The organism is Devosia sp. Leaf420 (genome assembly GCF_001425445.1).
Classification (GTDB): Bacteria; Pseudomonadota; Alphaproteobacteria; order Rhizobiales; family Devosiaceae; genus Devosia.
Map to the genome: position 1 here is coordinate 177,357 of NZ_LMQU01000012.1, position 17,541 is coordinate 194,897.

Here is a 17,541-nt window from a genome sequence, read left to right on the forward strand (position 1 = left end):
TTGGCCAAGTGTATTTTCCACTAAGTGGGGTCGCGGTCTCTCTCTTCCCGCAAAGCAGTCGCCAGCTTGCGCCGTGGCATCATGCGGTCGTGAATAACGCCGAGAATAACGATTTCCGCTTCACCGTTCTTGGTGACTTTTTCTTTGAAGAAGACGAGGTGAGAGGCGCTGCCTCGTCTTGCCCTTACGTGATCCAGATGCATCGATTTAATTCCTGGACCAACGCCGTTTTGAGGACGACAAGCGGGGCGATTTGGATCTTGCAGGATCATCGCGATACCATCGTCGATGATCCCTGCGTACGAAAGCATCTGGCCAGCACCGAAATCTTTCCTGGTGGATTTCAGAATTCTGGCGATGTCGGCGGTGGCTCGTCGTGTCAGACGATGCTTCACTCATCGTCCTCTTCAAGAATCCTCTGGGCGATCTGTACTGCCGTGAGATCGGAATAGTCTTCGCGGTCTGCCTGTTCCAGGCCTTCAGCCAAATGTCGTCTCAGTAGCTCGAGCTTGATCTCATCCATCTCGCGATCACGCTTCATGAGCCGAAGGGCATCGCGCATCATTTCGCTGGCGGACGCATATTCGCCGCGCTCGATCTCGCTGGAGACAAAGTCTGCAAATTCGTCGGTAAGGCTGATGTTCATGGTGGGCATGTGAAACCTCCGCAAGAGAAATATAGAGCATTGGCAATTTTGCCAAGATCAATGCGGTGGTTTGGTCAGGAGGCGGGAATACCCCTCATCCGGCCCGTTGGGCCACCTTCTCCCACAAGGGGAGAAGGAAGTCTGTGCGTGTTGAGGGGAGGCTATTCCGCAGCCACTTTCATGCCGTCGATGAGGCCGAGTTTGGAGAGGGCGGCTAGGAAGTCCTCGGCGATGTCGTCGCGGTCGAGGGCGTAGGCGACGTTGGCGGCGAGGAAGCCGACCTTGGAGCCGCAGTCGAAGGATTGACCGTCATATTTGACGCCGGCGAAGGGCTGGGACTTCATGAGGGTCTGCATGGCGTCGGTGAGCTGGATTTCGCCGCCCGCGCCGCGGGGCTGATCGGCCAGGAGGCTGAAAATCTCGGGCTGCAGGATGTAGCGGCCGGAGATGATGAGATTGGACGGGGCATCCTGCGGCTTGGGCTTTTCGACCATTTCGGTGATGGCGAAGCCGCCATCGGTACCGGCGCCGCGGCCGACGACACCATAGGAGGAGACCTCCTGATGCGGGACCTCCTCGACGGCGATGACATTGCCGCCGGTGGTTTCATAGGCTTCGATCATCTGCTTGAGGACGCCGCGGCGGCCCTTGAACAGCATGTCGGGGAGGAGCAAGGCGAAGGGTTCATCGCCGACGATATCGCGCGCGCACCAGACGGCGTGGCCGAGGCCGAGCGGCTCCTGCTGGCGCGTGAAGCTCGTGCGACCAGCGGAGGGCAGATCCTGGCGGAGTTCTTCGAGCGCCTTGAGCTTGCCGCGGGTTTCGAGGGTCGTTTCGAGCTCGAACTGGCGATCGAAATGGTCTTCGATGACGCCCTTGTTGCGGCCGGTGACGAAGACGAAATGGGTGATTCCGGCTTCTTTGGCTTCATCCACCGCATATTGAATGAGGGGACGGTCGACCACCGTCAGCATCTCTTTCGGCATGGCCTTGGTTGCTGGCAGGAAACGCGTTCCGAGGCCAGCGACGGGAAAAACGGCAGTCTTGACGCGTTTAACCACGGCTATCTCCTGATTGAGGGTAACAACGGGGTGAATTGGAACATGTTGAGGCCAGTCGAGAAAGCCTAAAGCGCGATTGGAGATGCATGGCTTGCTTGCAGATTTGCCGTTGTTTCATTCTGTCCCAATTGGGGCGGGTTGCGTCGGCGCAAGCGGAAAGATGGCGCAATCGATTTCGCCGTTGGCGAGTATTGGTGGCTGCAACACAAGTCTAGAAGACAACCATGTGCCGATATGCGACGTTGGCCCTAAGCAGGCTTCGTGCGACCCCTTACTACGCAGTCGTGAAGGAAGGTCGTATTCTCAAGGCCCTGGGAGGGGTGTATTTACGAAGCGCTGCTAGACAACGAGCACGAAGGTGCCGCGGTGGGTTGGACCTGCTGCAGGGGGAGGCAAGGGTGAACGCAAAACGGCCAGAGGACAGCGCGGCGCACAAGGCGCCCCTGACGGCGCCGACCGACCGCGAACAGCGCACGCCGTTTCCCTGGCCTTGGGGGCTCGTCGCTATTGGGGTGATGGCGCTCGGTTGGGTCGGCATCTACCTCGTCTGGAACGGTGTCGTGTTCCTTTTTAACCTCTAAGGCGAGGGTGTGTGCCCGGCATTTTCGCCTTGCGGTTACTTGCGCGGCGCTCGCGACCATGGTTTAGGTCGCATTTTAGTTTGCTGCTGCCAAATCTTTGAGCACTCAATACTTTACCGAATGATTTGCGTTGGTTGGCCCTAACGCAATCGGGTGATTTTGTGGCTGGTGGTCTGCATGACTGCCATGCGCGACAAGCGTTGCCATGCATTTCCGATCATGTTTGCCTGCACTCACGCCGGACGGGGTTAATGCTTCGTAATTTCCGGCAGGCAAATGCGGCGTCTCCGGACCGTGGTTCGGAGTCCACAATCTGAATGAGTCAAACCCGGTCTTCCGCGTCGGCGATCTCGCTTGCGCGAACCCTTTTGCACGTCACCAGCGGCGGGTCGTCTCGCCTTCTTAGCAAGCCCCTTTGCGAGAGAATTCGTTATGTCGATGATCAATGCCGAAGTCGGCCAATCTTCTTACCCCACCCAGGCAGGCATGCCGCGTGGCGGTTTTGCCAAGCGCAGTTTCGATGTCGTTACTGCCTCGACCATGCTGTTTTTTGCGCTGCCGGCGATGTTCTTCATCGCCGTTCTGATGTTTTCGACCGATCGCGGGCCAATCTTTTTCGGCCATGAGCGGATTGGCTTGAACGGCAAGCGGTTCAAATGCCTCAAATTCCGCTCGATGGTGGTCGATTCCCAGGAAGCGCTGCGGCGCCACCTCGAGCTTTTCCCGCAGGCGCGGGCCGAATGGGAAGAAACCCAGAAGCTGCGGAATGACCCGCGCATCACCTGGCTCGGGAAGTTCCTGCGGGTGACGAGCCTTGATGAACTGCCGCAGCTCATCAACGTTATTCGCGGCGACATGAGCCTTGTCGGGCCGCGTCCGATCGTCCAGGACGAGGTCAAGCGCTATGCCGACGAGATCGCCCATTATGCGGCGGTTCGCCCTGGTATTACCGGCCTTTGGCAGGTCAGCGGGCGCAGCGACACGGGCTACGATCAGCGCGTGCAGCTCGACAGCCGCTATGTGCGCGAGTGGTCGTTCCGGGGTGACATGGTCATTCTCGTCAAGACCATCGGGGTTGTCGCCCTGCGGACCGGCAGCCGATAGGAGCGCGCGATGGCCATTCTTTCCCTTCGCCCCGGCGCTTTCCGTACCCGCAATCCCGGCCGCGATGCCGAAACCGATCAGGCGCGCACGGAAACCGTGCGCAATGCAATCCTGATGGCACTGGCCGATGCTCGCCGCGAACGCGACGGGCTCAAGCAGCGCATGAGCATGTATTATGCGCAGGCGGCGACCATGTTGGACGCGTCGGACGATTATGCGCGGCGTGAGAAAGCCGACGAGATGGTGATCCGCACCGCAGAACAGGGCGCGGCGGCAGCGCGGCGCCGGGTGGCGGCGCTCGACGCGCAGATCGAAAAGTTCGGTGCCTTGATCCTGCAGCTCGACGGCAATTCCGTCGCAGCATCGGGCGAGGCAGACGAAGCGACGAGCGCTTAGGAACCGGGACAGAACCATGCAGAACATCGAGCGCGAGCCTGAGGCTGCGCCGCTGATCTCAGTGGTGATGGCCAATTTCGAAGCGGGCGATAAAATCGTCCATGCGCTGCATTCGGTGCTGCGCCAAAGTTTTTCCGACATCGAGATCATCGTCAGCGACGATTGCTCGGGCGACGATAGCCTCGCCCATGTGCGGCGGCTGATGGAGATGGATGGCCGGATCAAGCTGATCACGGCCATGGCCAATGGCGGCCCGGCGCGATGCCGCAACCGGGCGCTCGATGCGGCGCGTGGCAAGTGGATTGCCGTTGTCGATAGCGACGACATCATCCATCCCGAACGGTTCGAACGGCTGATCGCGGCGGCGGAAGCGCATGATTGCGATATCGTCGCCGATGATCTCTTGCTGTTTTTCGAAGACGGGTCCTTGCCCAAGCTGATGCTGGGCGAGGGGACGGATCGCGCGTTTCTGGTTTCGGCGGAGCGCTGGATTTTGGCGGGGACCGATGGGTCGCCGGCACTGGGCTATTTGAAGCCGCTGATCCGGGCCGAGCGGCTGAAGGCACTGCGCTATGACGAGCGGTTGCGGATCGGGGAGGATTTCGACCTGATCCTGCGCTTGCTGCTCGATGGCGGGCGTATGCTGGTCGTGCCGGAGCCGTTCTATCTCTATCGCCGGCATTCGCAGTCGATTTCGCACCGGCTTTCGGTGAGCGATATGGAGGCTATGGCTGAGCGGCAGCGCGCGGTTATGGTGCAGCATGAAGCGCTCGATCGGCGGATCACGGCGGCTTTTGCGCAGCGGCTCCAGGGGTTGCAGCGCGGGCTGACGTTTGAACGGCTGGTGGCGAGTCTCAAGGGACGACGCTTTGGCAGTGCGCTGGCGCAGGTGGCGCAGCGGCCAGGATTGGCGCCGAAACTCTTGGCGTCTATCGCCGAAGGGCGGAAGCGGCGGGCGGCAGCGCCTGTGGTGGCCGAGGCCTCGCCGGTTTTGGTACTGGGCGCGGGGTCGGACCATGCGGTGCCGGACTATGTGCCATCGCATTTGATCGACTGGTCTGCGCCGCGGCCGCGCGAAATCTGGCGCGACTTGGCGAGCCGGCGCGGGCAGGGGGCAGTGCGCTGCATTCCGCTCGACGCCGCGGGAGAATATGCCGCCGGGTTCATTCCCGAGGCCGTCGTGTCGCATCCCGAGCGGGTGGGGCTCGCGTCATGATGGAGCAACGCTGCCAGTTGACGCTCAATTTTGCAACGCTACTTACCTTCGGGGCTTTTGCCGCGCTGGTGCTGAACGCCATGTTCGGGCCGCTGGCGGCGCTGACCTTTATGGGGTGCGGGGCGCTGTTGATCGTCAGCAATCCAGGGCAAAGCCTTGAAAGTCTTAGGCAGTGGTGGCCGGTACTAATCCTGCCGGCCTATTGCATGCTGACATCGCTCTGGTCGCTCTATCCGGCCAATTCCTCTCGCTATGGGCTGCAGCTGGCTTTTACGCTGGCCGTGGCCGTGGTCATCACCGGGCGGGTGTCTACATCGACGCTGATGCGGCTGATGTTCATTGTTTACGGCATCGGGGTCGTGGCGAGCCTGGCTTTTGGCAAGACGGGGCTCGGTGGCGCCTGGGTCGGGGCGTTTGGCAGCAAGAATGCGGTTGCGGCGCATATCGCGGTTTTTGCGCTGGTGTCGGTGGCTGTGGCGGCGGACCGGGATTCGCCGATCGTGCTGCGCGTGCTGGGCGTCGGTGGCGCGCTGCTTTCGGGTCCGTTGCTGTCGCTGGCGCAATCGGCGGGCGCCATCCTGATGGTAGCGCCATGTCTTGCGGTGATTTTGTTGACGCTGCTGCTGAACCGACTCACGGGGATGCAGAAGCTGTTCGTCATGACCATGATCGTCATTTTGGCGGCGGGGCTGATGCTGTTGATCATGGTGGCGGGGGATACGCTCCTGGCGGGCGTGCTCGAAGGCTCGGGCAAGGATGCGACACTGACCGGGCGCACGGATCTTTGGGCCACCGGCCTGAGCTATATTGCCGAGCGGCCGCTGCAGGGGCTGGGCTATCGCTCGTTTTGGGTGATTGGTTTTGCGCCGGCGGAAGAGCTCTGGGCTATGTTCGATGTGCCTTCGGGCGCCGGGTTCAACTTCCACAACACCTATATTTCCAATGCCGTCGAGATTGGTCTCGTTGGGCTTTTGATGCAGATCGTCATCATCTATGGCGGCGCGGTGGCCATGGGCATTTATACGTTTGCCCGGCCGAATGCCGCCAATGCGCTGCTGCTGTCGCTGCAGCTCTTGATGATCCTTCGCAGCTTCATCGAAGTCGAAGTGTTCTTCGAGTTTTCCATCCGCTCGATCATGGGTGTCGCCACCCTCATCTATGCCGCCCAGGGGCTTATGGCCCTCAGGGCCCAGGCAGCGCCGCCGGCGCGTCGTCCCAAAGGATTATTGAGCCATGTCAGATTTCCAGCCAGGCCTCGTCCATATCCGCACGCCGACCTATAAGCGCCCTGATGCCTTGCGGCGGGCGCTCTATTCGATGATCGACCAGAGCTGGCCGCATTGGATTTGCGACGTTTATGACGATGACCCGGATCAGGCAGCGCGGAGCGTCGTGACGGCGATCGGGGATGCGCGCATTCGCTACACGGCGAACAAGCCACAACTCTTTGCGTCCAAGAACATCGACCAGTGTTTTAGCGCCGAGAATCCGCATGGCGCGGAGTTCTTCTGCGTGGTCGAGGACGACAATTTTGTCCTGCCCGACTTTTGCGCGGCCAATATCAAGCTGATGGCGGAGGAGAATGTCGAGATCGTCCTGCGCAATCAGGTGTTCGAATATGCCAGCGGCACGGCCGCGGCGCAGCTGTCGACCGTTGGTGTGCTCGATGAGCTGTTCACCGAGGGGCGCTACGCCGCTGGCGATTTCCGCTTGTCGCTATTGGCGGGGATCGGGGTCTCCAATGGCGGGCTGTTCTGGTCGGTAAGGGCGCGCTCGCCGCTTGAAATCCAATATCCGTGCACTGCGACGCTGCAGGAATATCTGCGGACCTATTCGGTGGTGGAGCCGATCTATGTCGCCATGCATCCGCTGGCCGTCTGGGCTGAGAACGCCGAACAGACCACGCGGAATGCGGAACTCAAGGCCGGATATCTGCGGCGGGAGCTGGATTTGAAGCGCGCCGTGCAGGCGCTGCGGCGGCGGGTTTGGGAAGAGGCATCGCCGGAGCAGCGGGCGAGTTTTCTGACCGACCAGCGCTTTGCGACGCCGCTTGGGACGCGGGCCATGCATGTGGGGAAGGCGCTGATCGATCAGAAGCTTTCTGGTCATGTGCCGGTGCGGGAGGCCTGGAAGCTGCGGCTGCGCGGGTGGATGATCCGGCTCCTTGGGCGGGTGACGCCTGACTTCAAGCGCTTCGTTGCCTCGCGCGATGGGCTGCGGCAAACGACGAGCCGGGCATGAGTGCAGTCACCGAAGCGGGCGGCGCCGGGCTCGATCATCTGAAAACGGGCCGGGCTTCGGCGGCGATCAAGGGCACGATGTGGTCTTTGATCAGTAGCCTTGCGCCGGCACTGCTCGGATTCCTGGTGTTTTTGGCGACGTCTCGCGTCTTGAGCCCGACCGAGTTCGGCATCGTCGCTTATGCCGCCAGCATTGCGACCGTTGGCATGGCCGTTTCGCCGATGGGGTTTCGCGAGGCGCTGATTCAGCGCGAAGGGATTGGCGCGGAGCATCTCGATACGGTGTTTTGGCTGTGTTTTGGCGCAGGCATCTTGGTTTTCGGGGCGCTTTGCGCGGCGGCGCCGTTCGTCGCGGGGGCGTCCGGGGATACTTTGCTGCTGGCGCTGATCCCGTTCATTTCGGCGCGCGTCATCTTCGATATGGCGGCGGCCGTGCCCAATGCGCTTCTGGTGCGGACCATGTCGTTCCGGATGCTAGCGATGCGGACCACGGCGGCGTCGCTGGTTGCGGCGGCTGTGTGTCTTGGGCTGCTATGGGCTGGGTTCGGGCTGTGGGCGCTGGCCGCGTCTCAATTGGCGGCGTCGATCACGACATGCTTTGGCGCGCTGATCGCGGCCAAATGGGTGCCGGGGTTCCGGTTCCATTTTCGGGCTTTGAAGGATTTGAAAGCCTTCGGGCTATTTTCGACCGGCAATCATTTCATCACGACCTTGAGCGTCGATCAGCTGCTGATCGGGGCGCTGTTGGGCCCAGCAGGGCTTGGTATCTATGGGTTTGCGCGGCGCATCTTTCAGATTTTGACGGACCTGATCGGGGGGGCGCTCAACCTCGTGTCCTATTCGCTGCTGTCTTCGATGCAGCGCGAGCCGGGGAAGCTGCGTGATGCTTATCTGCTTGGGACATTTGCGTCTTCGGTCGTCGCCTTTCCGGTCTTTGCGGGGCTGGCGCTGGTGGCTGGGGATCTCATTCCCTTTGCGTTCGGCGATCACTGGGTTGAAGCCATCCCGGTCGTGCAGGCCTTTTGTGCACTGGGGATTTTAACGGCGGTCGGGATTTTGCAGGCCTCGCTGATCCGCAGCCAGGGTCAGGCCGATCTCTGGTTCTATTATGTGCTCAGCAAGCAGGTGGTCACGGTGCTTTACGTGTTCCTGTTCGCCGGCTGGGGGCTGCTGCCGCTGACGATTGCACTCGTTATCCTCAACGTCCTAATGTGGCTGCCGAGCCTTCATATGGTGGTGCGGCTATTGGGGATTTCGCTGTGGGCCTATCTCGCCTCGTTTGCCCTGCCGGTTTTGGCGACGGCGGCGATGTGGGGCGCGGGGTGGCTGGTGCAGCGGGAGATGGGGGAGAGCGAACCGGTGCTGCGGCTGGTGGCGACGGTGGGCGCCGCAGCGCTGAGCTATGGGCTCGTTATCGTGGTCTTTGGGCGCGAGCGGGTGCAGCGGCTGGTGGGGTTTGTGCGGCGGCGGTAGGCATTGGACCTTAAGGTCGTTTTGTAATACGATGTAGTCCCATTCTGGAGCGCGCCATGACCAAGCATCAGCTTTCCGATCCGATTACACTTCGGCTGCCCCAGGATGTTTTGAGTGCGATCGAGAAGATTGCCGAGACATCGGACCGGTCCCGAAGCTGGGTGATGGTTCGCGCCATGCGCCGTTATCTCGCGAGCGAGGGCGGCGATATTCTGAAGGTTGCAGAGGGTATCGGTCAGCTTGAGGCTGGCGTGTTCGAGGACATGGACGATGTCATCGCGCAGGTGGAGCAGATCGTTCGCGGCAATGCCGCCTGATGAAAGTGCGGCTGTCCAAAAATGCCGCCGACTACATCAGACAGGAGGCCGCCTATCTCCGGCAGCATAGCCACGCGGCGGCAGAGCATTTTCTTGAGCGCGTGAAGTCTGTGCGGCGAGACCTGGAGGGGTTTGCGGAAGCGGGATTTGCCGATGAAACGCTGCCCGTGCCGGGAATGCGGCGCTTTCTGCGCGACGGGTACTTTTACGATTATCGGATTGGCGCGCGAGAGATTGAAATTGCTGCGGTGTCGAGTTCGGTGAACAGGCCATTGGCCGTGCCCCCGGATGACCACGATATCGACTTCGAGGCGAAAGATTAGGGCGGCCGGGGCCGCCCCTTTTTGTTTCAAGCCACAGCGACGCGGCTGCGGACGAAGGTGTGGACGGCGGCTTGGGCTTTTTCGGTGACTTCGGCGATTTTGGCGTCGCTGCTGAGCTGGGGCGTGAGCTTGGCCATCTCTTGCAGGTGCTGGGCAGCGATGCCGGTGAGGATGCGGTTGGGGATGGCGGCGAGGGGGGAGGCGTTGAATTGGCCGACCTTGCCGAGGCGCCCGCCACGGCCGGTGCGGCCGATATAGTATTCGAGGACGCTGGTGGGCTTGAGCGTGTTGAGGCGCACGTCTAGATCGAGCGCGCCGGCCCAATCGAGCCACTTCTTATGGTGGCCGCCATAAATGGGGCGCGCACCGATCCAGGGCGTGCGGAGGGCGTCGGCGACGATGGCGCCATGCATGGCTTCGGTGATGAGGAGGCGGGCACCGCGGATCTGGCTGAGGACTGTTTCGACCGGGGCGGTGGCGTCGATCAGCGTCATGCCAGCCTGTTTGCACGCAGCGGCCCAATCGCCGCGCTCGAGGCTTTCATAGTGCGGCATGAAGGCGATGCCAGTGTTGTTGTCGGGCGCTGGCAGGTCCATGGCGCGGAGGAGGATCGCGCTGTCGCAGATGGATAGTTTTGGATCAATGCCAAGGGTCTTGGCGGTGTTGGGCCCGCGGACGAAGCGAATGTCCCAAGTGCCGTCATGGACATCGGGCAGGCCCATATAGCCGGCATAACCGGAGCCCATGACATATTTGCGCGATTTGGCCGGCAGGTGATCGCCGATGATCGAGCCGATGCCGACGAAGAGTTCGCTCTCGTCCTCATCGAGGAAGTTTTTCGGCAGGAGAGCGGGCCAGACGTGGAGATTGAGTTCGTCGCCGAAATTGGGGACGTGGCCGCGGAAGAATACGAGCTTCATCAGGAGGACCTTTTAGTTTCGGCAGAGAATGGATTGATCGAAGGCGCAGCTTTGCCCGAGCGGGGTGAAGGCGACCCAATCGACCTCCATGGCGATGGGAGCGGTGATGGGGGCGAACGCGCCCATCCAATCGGTCAGCGTGTCCGAGCCCCAGAGGCTGAAGAAGATGCGCTGGGGATTGGAGGGAATGGTTGCGGGTGTGTCCATGGTGCGGACCAGTTCGCCATCGATGTAATAGCGCAGGCGGTTCGGCTCCCAGGTAAAGGCGAAGGTAACGTAATCCTGGTCCGAAGGCTGAGGCAGGGCGTGGGATTGGCCGCTGCCGATTTCGCCGTCGCCGCTCTTGCCGTTGACGAAGGTCGTGGTTTCGACATGGGCGGTGTCGCGGAGAAGGATTTCGAAATCGATCTCGTCATGCGGCTTGCCCTGCTGGGGGCCGATATAGGTGAAGAAGGCGGCGTTTAGCCCCGAGCCTTTTGGGGTTTTCAGTCGCGTCTCATAGGTGCCGAAGCCATAGGCCTTGCGGGTCTGGATTTCGCCGCAGCTATATTGGCGGTCGCCTTTTGGCTTGGGTGCGAAGCCGACGCGCAGATTGCCGTTTTCAGCGCGGACCTGATCATTGGCCCATTGGCAATTCTGATGGGCGCCGTTGGACCAGCCATCGGAGACATACCAGCGGCCGGTATCGAGCCTGTCGAAATCGTCGAAGAACGCCTCTTGGGCGAGGGCAGGGGTGGCGAGAGTTGCAGCGATCGACAGGCAGGCAAGGAGGCGTTTCATCCTGGTCTCCTGGGGTTAGGGCGCAAGCGCCAGGCGGGCCATGACGACGTCGCCCGAGACGAGGGGCGTGTCGATCTGGGCAGGGAGTTCCTTGCCATCGCGGACGATGGAATAGGTGTATTGCGGCGCCTGATCGCCGGGCACGGCAGCGCCGGTATAGAGAGCGGCTTCCTGGACGAGGCCCTGTTGGGTCTGGATTTTAAGCGCGAGGGCGCTGATCTGGCCGTCGACAGTTTGCTTTTCTAACGAAAGGTCGGAAATGCGCTGATCGGCGAGGCGGGCCTGTTCGCGATTGGCTGTGGCGATGGCCTGCTGGGCCTGGAGGGCAGCCGTCTCGGTATCGAGAAGGCGCGCCTCGAGATCGGCGACATTGGTCTGGAGAGAGGCGACGCGGGAGGACAGGGCGAGGCCATCTTCGGAGAGGGTCGAGATCTTTTGGAGCTGGTCTCGCGCCGTTTCGAGCTGCGTCTCGGTGCTGGCTTTCTTCTGATTGAAGGCTTCGATCTGGGTAGTCAGCAGATTGATCTCGTCGGTGAGCGAGGTCGATTGCGCTTCGGCCTGACGCTTTTGTGCAGCAAGGATTGCGGTTTCGGCCGAGAGAAGGGCGCTAATCTCGGGGAGGTCGGTCAGTTCGGGCGGAACGGCGATTTCGCTTTGGCCGGTCAGTTCGGCTTCGAGGCGGGCGCGGCGGACGAGCAGGCGATTGTATTCGTCCTCGAGCACGTCCAGGGCGCCGGTCGTGCTGAGCATCTCCTTTTCCGGACGTGCGACGGCCTCGGCGCTGCGGCGCTCGCCGCCTGCGAGGGCCAGGGCCTTGATGACCGTGAGATTGGGCGCGAAGGGATATTCGCCGGGTGTGGAGACATCGCCCGAAACGTAGATCGGGCCATAGGCGGAGACTTCTACCGTGACGGATGGGGCTGTTGGCAGGCCGAGGGTTTGCTGCAGGCCAGCGCCGATCGTTGTCGCCAGATCGGTGCTGGTCTTGCCGGCGCCTTCGGTGGGCCCGAGCATCGGAAAGTTCACATTGCCATCGGCGCCGACGATGTAATCGCCGGCAAGGGCTGCCCATTCCTGGAAACTAGAATCGGCGGCTTTCCACTGGACGACCTTGATCGTCAGCTTGTCGGAAATGCCCAAGATATAGGGCTCTGCTGCATGCACAGAGGTGAACGCGGCGGAAGCCACGAGCCAGACGGCGATGTACCGGGCGACGGACGAAGTCTTGCCGGGGGATGAAATCATGTCCCCATCCTTGCTTTCGATCGAGATGACAGGATGGTTGCCAGCGATCGTGCTCGCAATGGGGCGGGCAGGAATTAAGGCAGACCAGTAACCTGTGAGGGCGTGAGGCTAGAGGATTGTTTTCGCAGAGGTTTCCGTGGTCGCATCGGATGTTGCCGGCTCGCACAAGGGAGATATGCTGGAGGCGGGAAACTGCGATTGGGCATTTCGCGGATTTGATGGGCGCGTGCGCTTGGTCGTGTGGATACTGGGGGCATAGCCGAGTGAAGAAAGCCGTCGGCGTTGCTGCGGCGACAGGGCAGGCCAAACCACGCTGCGGTCTCTGTCATCAAGCGCGCCGAACTCGTCCTGATGCGCCTTGCTGCGCGTCTGGATATCGAAAATGCGCGGATCAAGCGGTTCGGGGAGGGCGGCCATGGCGGTAAAGAGAACGGCGGCGCATTGGGGAGACAACTGCAGATTGCGCTCGAAATAGACGACGACCTCGCTGAGCGCGGCATCGGGCGCAACGGCCTGAATTTTCTTGATGGCCTCCTGGCATGTGCGCTGCTTTTGACGCGCTGTCAGACCGTGAATATTTGCCCGGGTGATCGCCTGGTCAAGCAGTTCGCCATCCCAGATGCCGGTCACCGGATAGCGGCCGACGCAGCGCTGGCAAATCCAGAGCGATTCTTCGTCACGGGTGACTTCATAGGTGAGACGCTGCTCGTCCTGCCCGCAGAAGCCACAGGTGCTGGCGAAGGTCACGTCATCCGCAATTTCCCACGTATAGGCCCAAGTCTTGGGATCGCCCACGGCGTCGGCAAGCGTATAGCGGATACGGGCCATCGGCATGCTTTGGAGCCTCATCGTTCGTTGCGCAAATCCCCATTCACGGGGGCGTGACTTATGATGGACAAAGCAAGGCACGCATTGGAGTCAACGAAGGCAAGTTACGGCAAAAATTAGGAGATTTGGTGGCAGTTTAGCTGCTCTAGGTGCAGGTGGCGTCTGAGGAACTGTCGCTTGTCAGCCGGGTGTATCGGGGATAAGGGACCGCCATGCTGACCTCATCACGCACTGCTCTCACCGCTTTTGCCCTTATCGCAGTGCTCGCCATGGCGCCCGTTGCGCCCGAAGCGGCCAATGTGCTGTTCCTGATTTCCGGGATTTTGGGCTTTGGGTTTTTGGTGCGCTCAGGCGTCGCAGCTATTCGGCGCCCGGTAGTCTGGATGCCGCTTCTTGCGCTTCTTCTTATCGCGATTGCCTACGTCATTGGGTCGGGGTCGGTGGATGGGCTGATTGGCTTGGCCTATTTTGCGCCGGTGATCGGGATTTATCCGCTGGTGGCGGCAGGCGAGGAGCCGGGCTTTGAGGCGGTGGATTTGGCTGGTGTACTGGGCTTGGCAGGCGTTGCCGGAGCCGCGCTGATGGCGGCAGTCGAAGTGATGGAAACGGGGACAAGCCGGGCCGGCAATAGCGTCGCCAATCCGATCCACTTTGCGGACGTTGCGCTGATTGTTGGCTTTCTTGCCTGCGCCGGCATGCTGCGTCCGGCGGGCAGATGGCGGTATGTCTACCTGTTGGCGCCAGTCCTGGCTTCGGTCGCGGTGGTGCTTTCGGGGTCGCGCGGCCCCATGGTTGCGATTGCGATTATGGGCTTGGTCGCTGGGCTAGTGGCCGTGGGTACGCGCCTCGTATCGCTGAAGTGGGCGGGGATCGCATTGGTCATTGTGGCGGTGTTCTGCGTGATCGGTGCGGTCGCCGGGGTGCAGCAGCTTTCTGGCGTGCAGCGCGTGCTGATCGATATTTCCGAGGTGATGCGGGTGGGCATACCGACGGACGAGTCCACTAGTATCCGGCTCCAGATGCAGTTGGGTGGATGGCGGGCGTTTCTCGAGGCACCGGTCTTTGGTCAGGGACCGCTCGACTTTGTCAGCGTGGCCAATGGCCTGGCAGAGGTGCCGTTTGGTGAAGCGCCGCATCTCCATAGCGATCCTGCGGACTTTGCGGCAAGCGCGGGGATCATCGGGATGGTGGCTTACCTGCTGTTGCTGTTGGCGCCATTGATTGAGGTGTTGCGGCTTCCGCGTGGTGTCGAGCGCGCACGGTTGCTGGTTCTGGCTTCGGCGCTGGTAGTCGGCTATTTCGTCATGGGCCTGACCAATGCCATGTTCGGCATCTGGAACGTGACCACTGGCTATGCTGCGATTTGCCTCGTGATTGGCCTGCTTGCGACATCCGTCCGGCGGGCGCCGCGGGTTGAGGGCGTCTGAAGCCGAAATAGCGTTCGGTTGGTTTCGCCGCTGGCGGAACGAATTTCTCATTCTGCCCGGAATCTTGCGCTGACCAAGGCTTGAGAAACTCTACTTCTCGGCTAGAGTTGGAACGAAATTTCGGGGTAGGGTTTCCCCGAGTGAATAACTCTGGCTTTGTCGCGGCTGCCGTGGACTTGCCGCGACTGAGGGGGTTGCATGACGAGACTTGGCCGCTTTCGCCAGCCGAGCGTCATCCCGGGCTTTGGCCTGACTTTTGGATTTACCCTCACCTATTTCTCCCTGATCATTCTCGTGCCGCTCGTCGCACTGGTTCTGCGCTCGACCGGGCTTGGCTGGAATGGTTTCTGGGCGGCAGCGCTTGATCCGCGTGTGCTCGCGGCACTGCGGACGAGCTTTGTGACCGCGCTGATCGCCGCGGGCGTCAATGTCGTGTTCGGGACGTTGATCGCCTGGGTGCTGGTGCGCTACCGCTTTCCCGGCCGACGGATTTTCGATGCCATGGTCGATCTGCCTTTTGCCCTGCCGACCGCGGTGGCAGGCATTGCGTTGACGGCGATCTATGCGCCGAATGGCTTTATCGGGCAGATCGCGGCGCAGTTCGGCATTCGGATCGCCTATACGCCGATCGGCATTACGATTGCGATGATCTTTATCGGGCTGCCGTTCGTCGTGCGGACGATCCAGCCGATCCTCGAAGAGACTAGCAAGGAAGTGGAAGAGGCATCTGCAACGTTGGGCGCAAATCGCTTCCAGACGATTTCGCGGGTGCTGCTGCCGAGTTTGACGCCGGCGATCCTGACCGGCTTTGCCTTGGCTTTTGCGCGGGCGGTCGGCGAATATGGTTCAGTGATTTTCATTGCCGGCAATATCCCTTTCGTTTCGGAAATTGCGCCGCTGCTGATCGTCATTCGCCTTGAAGAGTTCAATTATGCCGGGGCGGCCGTGATCGCCACGGTGATGCTAGCGATCTCCTTTGCGATGCTCTTCGTCCTCAACCTGATCCAGGCCTGGAGCCGGCGGAGGTATGGCTATGGAAGCTAGTTTGCAGCATCGCCAGGTGACCTCGCCGACCAATGAGCCTGCCGGTGTGCGGTGGACGCTGATCCTTGCGGGTCTCGTCTATATGGCGCTATTCATCGTCTTGCCGGTGATCGCCGTATTTTCTGAGGCTTTTGCGCAGGGCTGGGGCGCATTTTTTCAATCGCTGCAGAGCCCTGATGCCCAATCGGCCATAAGGCTGACTTTGCTGGTAGCGGCGATCGCCGTGCCGCTCAATGTTGTTTTCGGCATCTGCGCATCGTGGGCCATCGCCAAGTTCGAATTCAAGGGCAAGGCGTTTCTGATCACCTTGATCGATCTGCCATTTTCGGTGTCGCCGGTGATTTCGGGGCTCGTTTATGTGCTGCTGTTTGGATCGGGCAGTGTGCTCGGCCCTTGGCTGCGCTCCTATAATATCGAAATTCTCTTTGCCGTGCCCGGCATTGTCCTCGCGACAATCTTCGTGACCTTTCCTTTCGTCGCGCGGGAATTGATCCCGCTGATGCAGGATCAGGGCAGCGGCGATGAAGAGGCGGCGATTTCGCTCGGCGCTTCGGGCTGGCAAACGTTTTGGAAGGTGACCCTCCCCAATATCAAATGGGGTCTCCTTTATGGCGTGCTGCTGTGCAATGCGCGCGCCATGGGTGAATTCGGCGCCGTTGCGGTGGTTTCGGGCAAGATCCGCGGCCAGACGACGACGATGCCGCTGCAGGTCGAGATGTTCTATAATGAATATCAAAGCACCGCTGCTTTCGCCCTCGCCTCGATGCTTGCCTTGCTCGCTCTTGTAACCCTTGTTCTTAAGACAGCGCTCGAATGGCGATTTGGCGATGAACTCGCCGCCACCGGGCGCGGCCATTGACTGGACCATAGATGGAAGTACGCGTTCAAAACGTCCGCAAGGAATTCGACCGGTTTCCGGCGCTGCATGATGTGTCGCTCGATATTGCTTCGGGTGAACTCATTGCGCTTCTGGGCCCTTCGGGTTCGGGCAAGACGACGCTGCTGCGCCTGATCGCGGGGCTCGAACGGCCGACAGCGGGCAAGATCTTTTTCGGGGCGGAAGACGCCTCGGAAAAGAACGTGCAGGAGCGCAATATCGGCTTCGTCTTCCAGCATTATGCGCTGTTCCGGCACATGACGATTTTGGAAAACGTTTCCTTCGGGCTCGAAGTGCGGCCGCGCGCGACGCGTCCAGCCAAGGCGGAAATTCGCCGCCGGGCGCGCGAACTGCTCGATCTGGTGCAGCTTTCGGGACTCGAGAAGCGCTATCCGAGCCAGCTTTCGGGCGGGCAGCGACAGCGTGTGGCGCTGGCGCGTGCATTGGCGATCGAGCCGCGCGTGCTGTTGCTCGATGAGCCCTTTGGCGCGCTCGACGCACAAGTGCGGCGGGAGCTGCGCAAGTGGCTACGCGAAATTCATGATCGCACCGGGCACACCACTGTGTTCGTGACGCATGACCAGGAAGAAGCGCTGGAGCTGGCCGATCGGCTCTGCGTGATGAGCCAGGGCAAGATCGAACAAGTGGGGACGCCGGATTCGGTTTACGACCATCCGCAATCGCCTTTCGTTTTCGGCTTTATCGGGGAATCGAGCACGCTGCCGGTGACGGTGGAGCGCGGCGATCTCTGGCTGGGAGATCGGCCGCTTGGGGTTTCCGGCGTCGAGGGGAATGGCCCGGCACAACTCTATTTCCGGCCGCACGATATCGAACTCGTCGAGGCCGATGCAGCACTCCGCGGTGTCGTGGCGAGTAGCCGACGCGTCGGCGGTACGCGACGGGTGGAGCTGGAATTGGGTGGTTCGGCGCACCGGGTAGAGATCGATCTGCCGTTCGATCATCCGGCCGGCGAGCGCAGCCAGATCAGTTTCCGGCCCAAGCGTTGGAAGCTGTTTCCGGCGGTTTAGGTCAGATTTTTTGGCATTAGCCGTTTGCTCTCCTC

20 protein-coding genes are annotated in these 17,541 nt (G+C 61.1%); 13 read left to right on the forward strand and 7 right to left on the reverse strand.

Features of this window, described 5'->3' with window-relative positions; all coding sequences use genetic code 11:
• Nucleotides 1–20: 20 nt before the first annotated feature.
• The 3 genes from ASG47_RS14170 to galU all read right to left on the reverse strand — a co-directional run bounded on the left by ASG47_RS14170 (nt 21) and on the right by galU (nt 1,707).
• Nucleotides 21–395, reverse strand: a complete 375-nt coding sequence (locus ASG47_RS14170; protein WP_061910118.1) for a type II toxin-antitoxin system RelE/ParE family toxin — start codon at nt 393–395, stop codon at nt 21–23.
• Complete coding sequence (locus ASG47_RS14175; RefSeq protein ID WP_061910120.1) at nt 392–655, reverse strand: type II toxin-antitoxin system ParD family antitoxin; 264 nt, start codon at nt 653–655, stop codon at nt 392–394. Before ASG47_RS14175 ends, ASG47_RS14170 begins: the two co-directional genes overlap by 4 nt.
• Before the next feature lie 152 nt (nt 656–807).
• Nucleotides 808–1,707 carry a UTP--glucose-1-phosphate uridylyltransferase GalU gene (galU, locus tag ASG47_RS14180; protein ID WP_082511751.1) on the reverse strand — a complete coding sequence of 300 codons (900 nt, stop codon included), beginning with the start codon at nt 1,705–1,707 and terminating at the stop codon, nt 808–810.
• 398 nt (nt 1,708–2,105) lie between these two features.
• Here galU and ASG47_RS14185 point away from each other — a divergent pair, with 398 nt between their 5' ends.
• From ASG47_RS14185 to ASG47_RS14225, 9 genes are all read left to right on the forward strand, one after another.
• Nucleotides 2,106–2,288, forward strand: coding sequence for a hypothetical protein (locus tag ASG47_RS14185; RefSeq protein WP_156352208.1), 183 nt, complete (start codon nt 2,106–2,108; stop codon nt 2,286–2,288).
• Between the two features lie 432 nt (nt 2,289–2,720).
• The gene (locus ASG47_RS14190) at nt 2,721–3,392 is read left to right on the forward strand and encodes a sugar transferase (protein ID WP_061910126.1); all 672 of its coding nucleotides are present in this window, start codon (nt 2,721–2,723) and stop codon (nt 3,390–3,392) included.
• Between the two features lie 9 nt (nt 3,393–3,401).
• The gene (locus ASG47_RS14195) at nt 3,402–3,788 is read left to right on the forward strand and encodes a hypothetical protein (RefSeq protein WP_061910128.1); all 387 of its coding nucleotides are present in this window, start codon (nt 3,402–3,404) and stop codon (nt 3,786–3,788) included.
• A 16-nt stretch (nt 3,789–3,804) separates the two neighbouring features.
• Nucleotides 3,805–5,004 carry a glycosyltransferase family 2 protein gene (locus tag ASG47_RS14200; protein WP_061910130.1) on the forward strand — a complete coding sequence of 400 codons (1,200 nt, stop codon included), beginning with the start codon at nt 3,805–3,807 and terminating at the stop codon, nt 5,002–5,004.
• A complete protein-coding gene (locus ASG47_RS14205) occupies nt 5,001–6,287 on the forward strand; it encodes an O-antigen ligase family protein (protein ID WP_061910131.1) in 1,287 nt (428 codons plus the stop codon). Before ASG47_RS14200 ends, ASG47_RS14205 begins: the two co-directional genes overlap by 4 nt.
• Nucleotides 6,238–7,245, forward strand: coding sequence for a glycosyltransferase (locus ASG47_RS14210; protein ID WP_061910133.1), 1,008 nt, complete (start codon nt 6,238–6,240; stop codon nt 7,243–7,245). Before ASG47_RS14205 ends, ASG47_RS14210 begins: the two co-directional genes overlap by 50 nt.
• Nucleotides 7,242–8,717, forward strand: coding sequence for a lipopolysaccharide biosynthesis protein (locus ASG47_RS14215; RefSeq protein ID WP_061910136.1), 1,476 nt, complete (start codon nt 7,242–7,244; stop codon nt 8,715–8,717). The genes ASG47_RS14210 and ASG47_RS14215 overlap by 4 nt, the downstream gene beginning before the upstream one ends.
• Before the next feature lie 56 nt (nt 8,718–8,773).
• A complete protein-coding gene (locus ASG47_RS14220; protein WP_061910138.1) occupies nt 8,774–9,034 on the forward strand; it encodes a CopG family ribbon-helix-helix protein in 261 nt (86 codons plus the stop codon).
• A complete protein-coding gene (locus ASG47_RS14225; RefSeq protein ID WP_061910140.1) occupies nt 9,034–9,357 on the forward strand; it encodes a type II toxin-antitoxin system RelE/ParE family toxin in 324 nt (107 codons plus the stop codon). The genes ASG47_RS14220 and ASG47_RS14225 overlap by 1 nt, the downstream gene beginning before the upstream one ends.
• Nucleotides 9,358–9,383: 26 nt before the next feature.
• Here the strand turns inward: ASG47_RS14225 and ASG47_RS14230 are convergent, their stop codons facing one another.
• The 4 genes from ASG47_RS14230 to ASG47_RS14245 all read right to left on the reverse strand — a co-directional run bounded on the left by ASG47_RS14230 (nt 9,384) and on the right by ASG47_RS14245 (nt 13,136).
• Entirely contained in the window at nt 9,384–10,277 is an 894-nt protein-coding gene (locus ASG47_RS14230) for a polysaccharide pyruvyl transferase family protein (protein WP_061910142.1), read from the reverse strand.
• 12 nt (nt 10,278–10,289) lie between these two features.
• On the reverse strand, nt 10,290–11,057 hold the full coding sequence (locus ASG47_RS14235; RefSeq protein WP_061910144.1) for a family 16 glycosylhydrolase: 768 nt from the start codon (nt 11,055–11,057) through the stop codon (nt 10,290–10,292).
• Between the two features lie 15 nt (nt 11,058–11,072).
• Complete coding sequence (locus ASG47_RS14240; protein WP_061910146.1) at nt 11,073–12,302, reverse strand: polysaccharide biosynthesis/export family protein; 1,230 nt, start codon at nt 12,300–12,302, stop codon at nt 11,073–11,075.
• A gap of 108 nt (nt 12,303–12,410) precedes the next feature.
• Nucleotides 12,411–13,136, reverse strand: a complete 726-nt coding sequence (locus ASG47_RS14245; RefSeq protein WP_061910148.1) for a hypothetical protein — start codon at nt 13,134–13,136, stop codon at nt 12,411–12,413.
• Nucleotides 13,137–13,342: 206 nt separating this feature from the next.
• Between ASG47_RS14245 and ASG47_RS14250 the strand changes: the two genes are divergently transcribed.
• The 4 genes from ASG47_RS14250 to ASG47_RS14265 all read left to right on the forward strand — a co-directional run bounded on the left by ASG47_RS14250 (nt 13,343) and on the right by ASG47_RS14265 (nt 17,506).
• On the forward strand, nt 13,343–14,557 hold the full coding sequence (locus ASG47_RS14250) for an O-antigen ligase family protein (RefSeq protein ID WP_061910150.1): 1,215 nt from the start codon (nt 13,343–13,345) through the stop codon (nt 14,555–14,557).
• A 198-nt stretch (nt 14,558–14,755) separates the two neighbouring features.
• Nucleotides 14,756–15,601, forward strand: coding sequence for a sulfate ABC transporter permease subunit CysT (cysT, locus tag ASG47_RS14255; RefSeq protein WP_061910152.1), 846 nt, complete (start codon nt 14,756–14,758; stop codon nt 15,599–15,601).
• Entirely contained in the window at nt 15,585–16,460 is an 876-nt protein-coding gene (gene cysW, locus ASG47_RS14260) for a sulfate ABC transporter permease subunit CysW (protein ID WP_082461299.1), read from the forward strand. The genes cysT and cysW overlap by 17 nt, the downstream gene beginning before the upstream one ends.
• A gap of 11 nt (nt 16,461–16,471) precedes the next feature.
• Nucleotides 16,472–17,506: a sulfate/molybdate ABC transporter ATP-binding protein gene (locus ASG47_RS14265; protein WP_061910154.1), complete on the forward strand. Its 1,035-nt coding sequence runs from the start codon at nt 16,472–16,474 to the stop codon at nt 17,504–17,506.
• The last annotated feature ends 35 nt before the right edge of the window (nt 17,507–17,541 follow it).

Coding starts and splice junctions, on each gene's coding strand:
- ASG47_RS14175 (WP_061910120.1), bottom strand. CDS start 655: ATGCCCACCATGAACATCAGCCTTACCGACGAATTTGCAGACTTTGTC.
- ASG47_RS14190 (WP_061910126.1), top strand. CDS start 2,721: ATGTCGATGATCAATGCCGAAGTCGGCCAATCTTCTTACCCCACCCAG.
- ASG47_RS14195 (WP_061910128.1), top strand. CDS start 3,402: ATGGCCATTCTTTCCCTTCGCCCCGGCGCTTTCCGTACCCGCAATCCC.
- ASG47_RS14200 (WP_061910130.1), top strand. CDS start 3,805: ATGCAGAACATCGAGCGCGAGCCTGAGGCTGCGCCGCTGATCTCAGTG.
- ASG47_RS14205 (WP_061910131.1), top strand. CDS start 5,001: ATGATGGAGCAACGCTGCCAGTTGACGCTCAATTTTGCAACGCTACTT.
- ASG47_RS14210 (WP_061910133.1), top strand. CDS start 6,238: ATGTCAGATTTCCAGCCAGGCCTCGTCCATATCCGCACGCCGACCTAT.
- ASG47_RS14215 (WP_061910136.1), top strand. CDS start 7,242: ATGAGTGCAGTCACCGAAGCGGGCGGCGCCGGGCTCGATCATCTGAAA.
- ASG47_RS14220 (WP_061910138.1), top strand. CDS start 8,774: ATGACCAAGCATCAGCTTTCCGATCCGATTACACTTCGGCTGCCCCAG.
- ASG47_RS14225 (WP_061910140.1), top strand. CDS start 9,034: ATGAAAGTGCGGCTGTCCAAAAATGCCGCCGACTACATCAGACAGGAG.
- ASG47_RS14230 (WP_061910142.1), bottom strand. CDS start 10,277: ATGAAGCTCGTATTCTTCCGCGGCCACGTCCCCAATTTCGGCGACGAA.
- ASG47_RS14235 (WP_061910144.1), bottom strand. CDS start 11,057: ATGAAACGCCTCCTTGCCTGCCTGTCGATCGCTGCAACTCTCGCCACC.
- ASG47_RS14240 (WP_061910146.1), bottom strand. CDS start 12,302: ATGATTTCATCCCCCGGCAAGACTTCGTCCGTCGCCCGGTACATCGCC.
- ASG47_RS14245 (WP_061910148.1), bottom strand. CDS start 13,136: ATGCCGATGGCCCGTATCCGCTATACGCTTGCCGACGCCGTGGGCGAT.
- ASG47_RS14250 (WP_061910150.1), top strand. CDS start 13,343: ATGCTGACCTCATCACGCACTGCTCTCACCGCTTTTGCCCTTATCGCA.
- cysT (WP_061910152.1), top strand. CDS start 14,756: ATGACGAGACTTGGCCGCTTTCGCCAGCCGAGCGTCATCCCGGGCTTT.
- cysW (WP_082461299.1), top strand. CDS start 15,585: ATGGCTATGGAAGCTAGTTTGCAGCATCGCCAGGTGACCTCGCCGACC.
- ASG47_RS14265 (WP_061910154.1), top strand. CDS start 16,472: ATGGAAGTACGCGTTCAAAACGTCCGCAAGGAATTCGACCGGTTTCCG.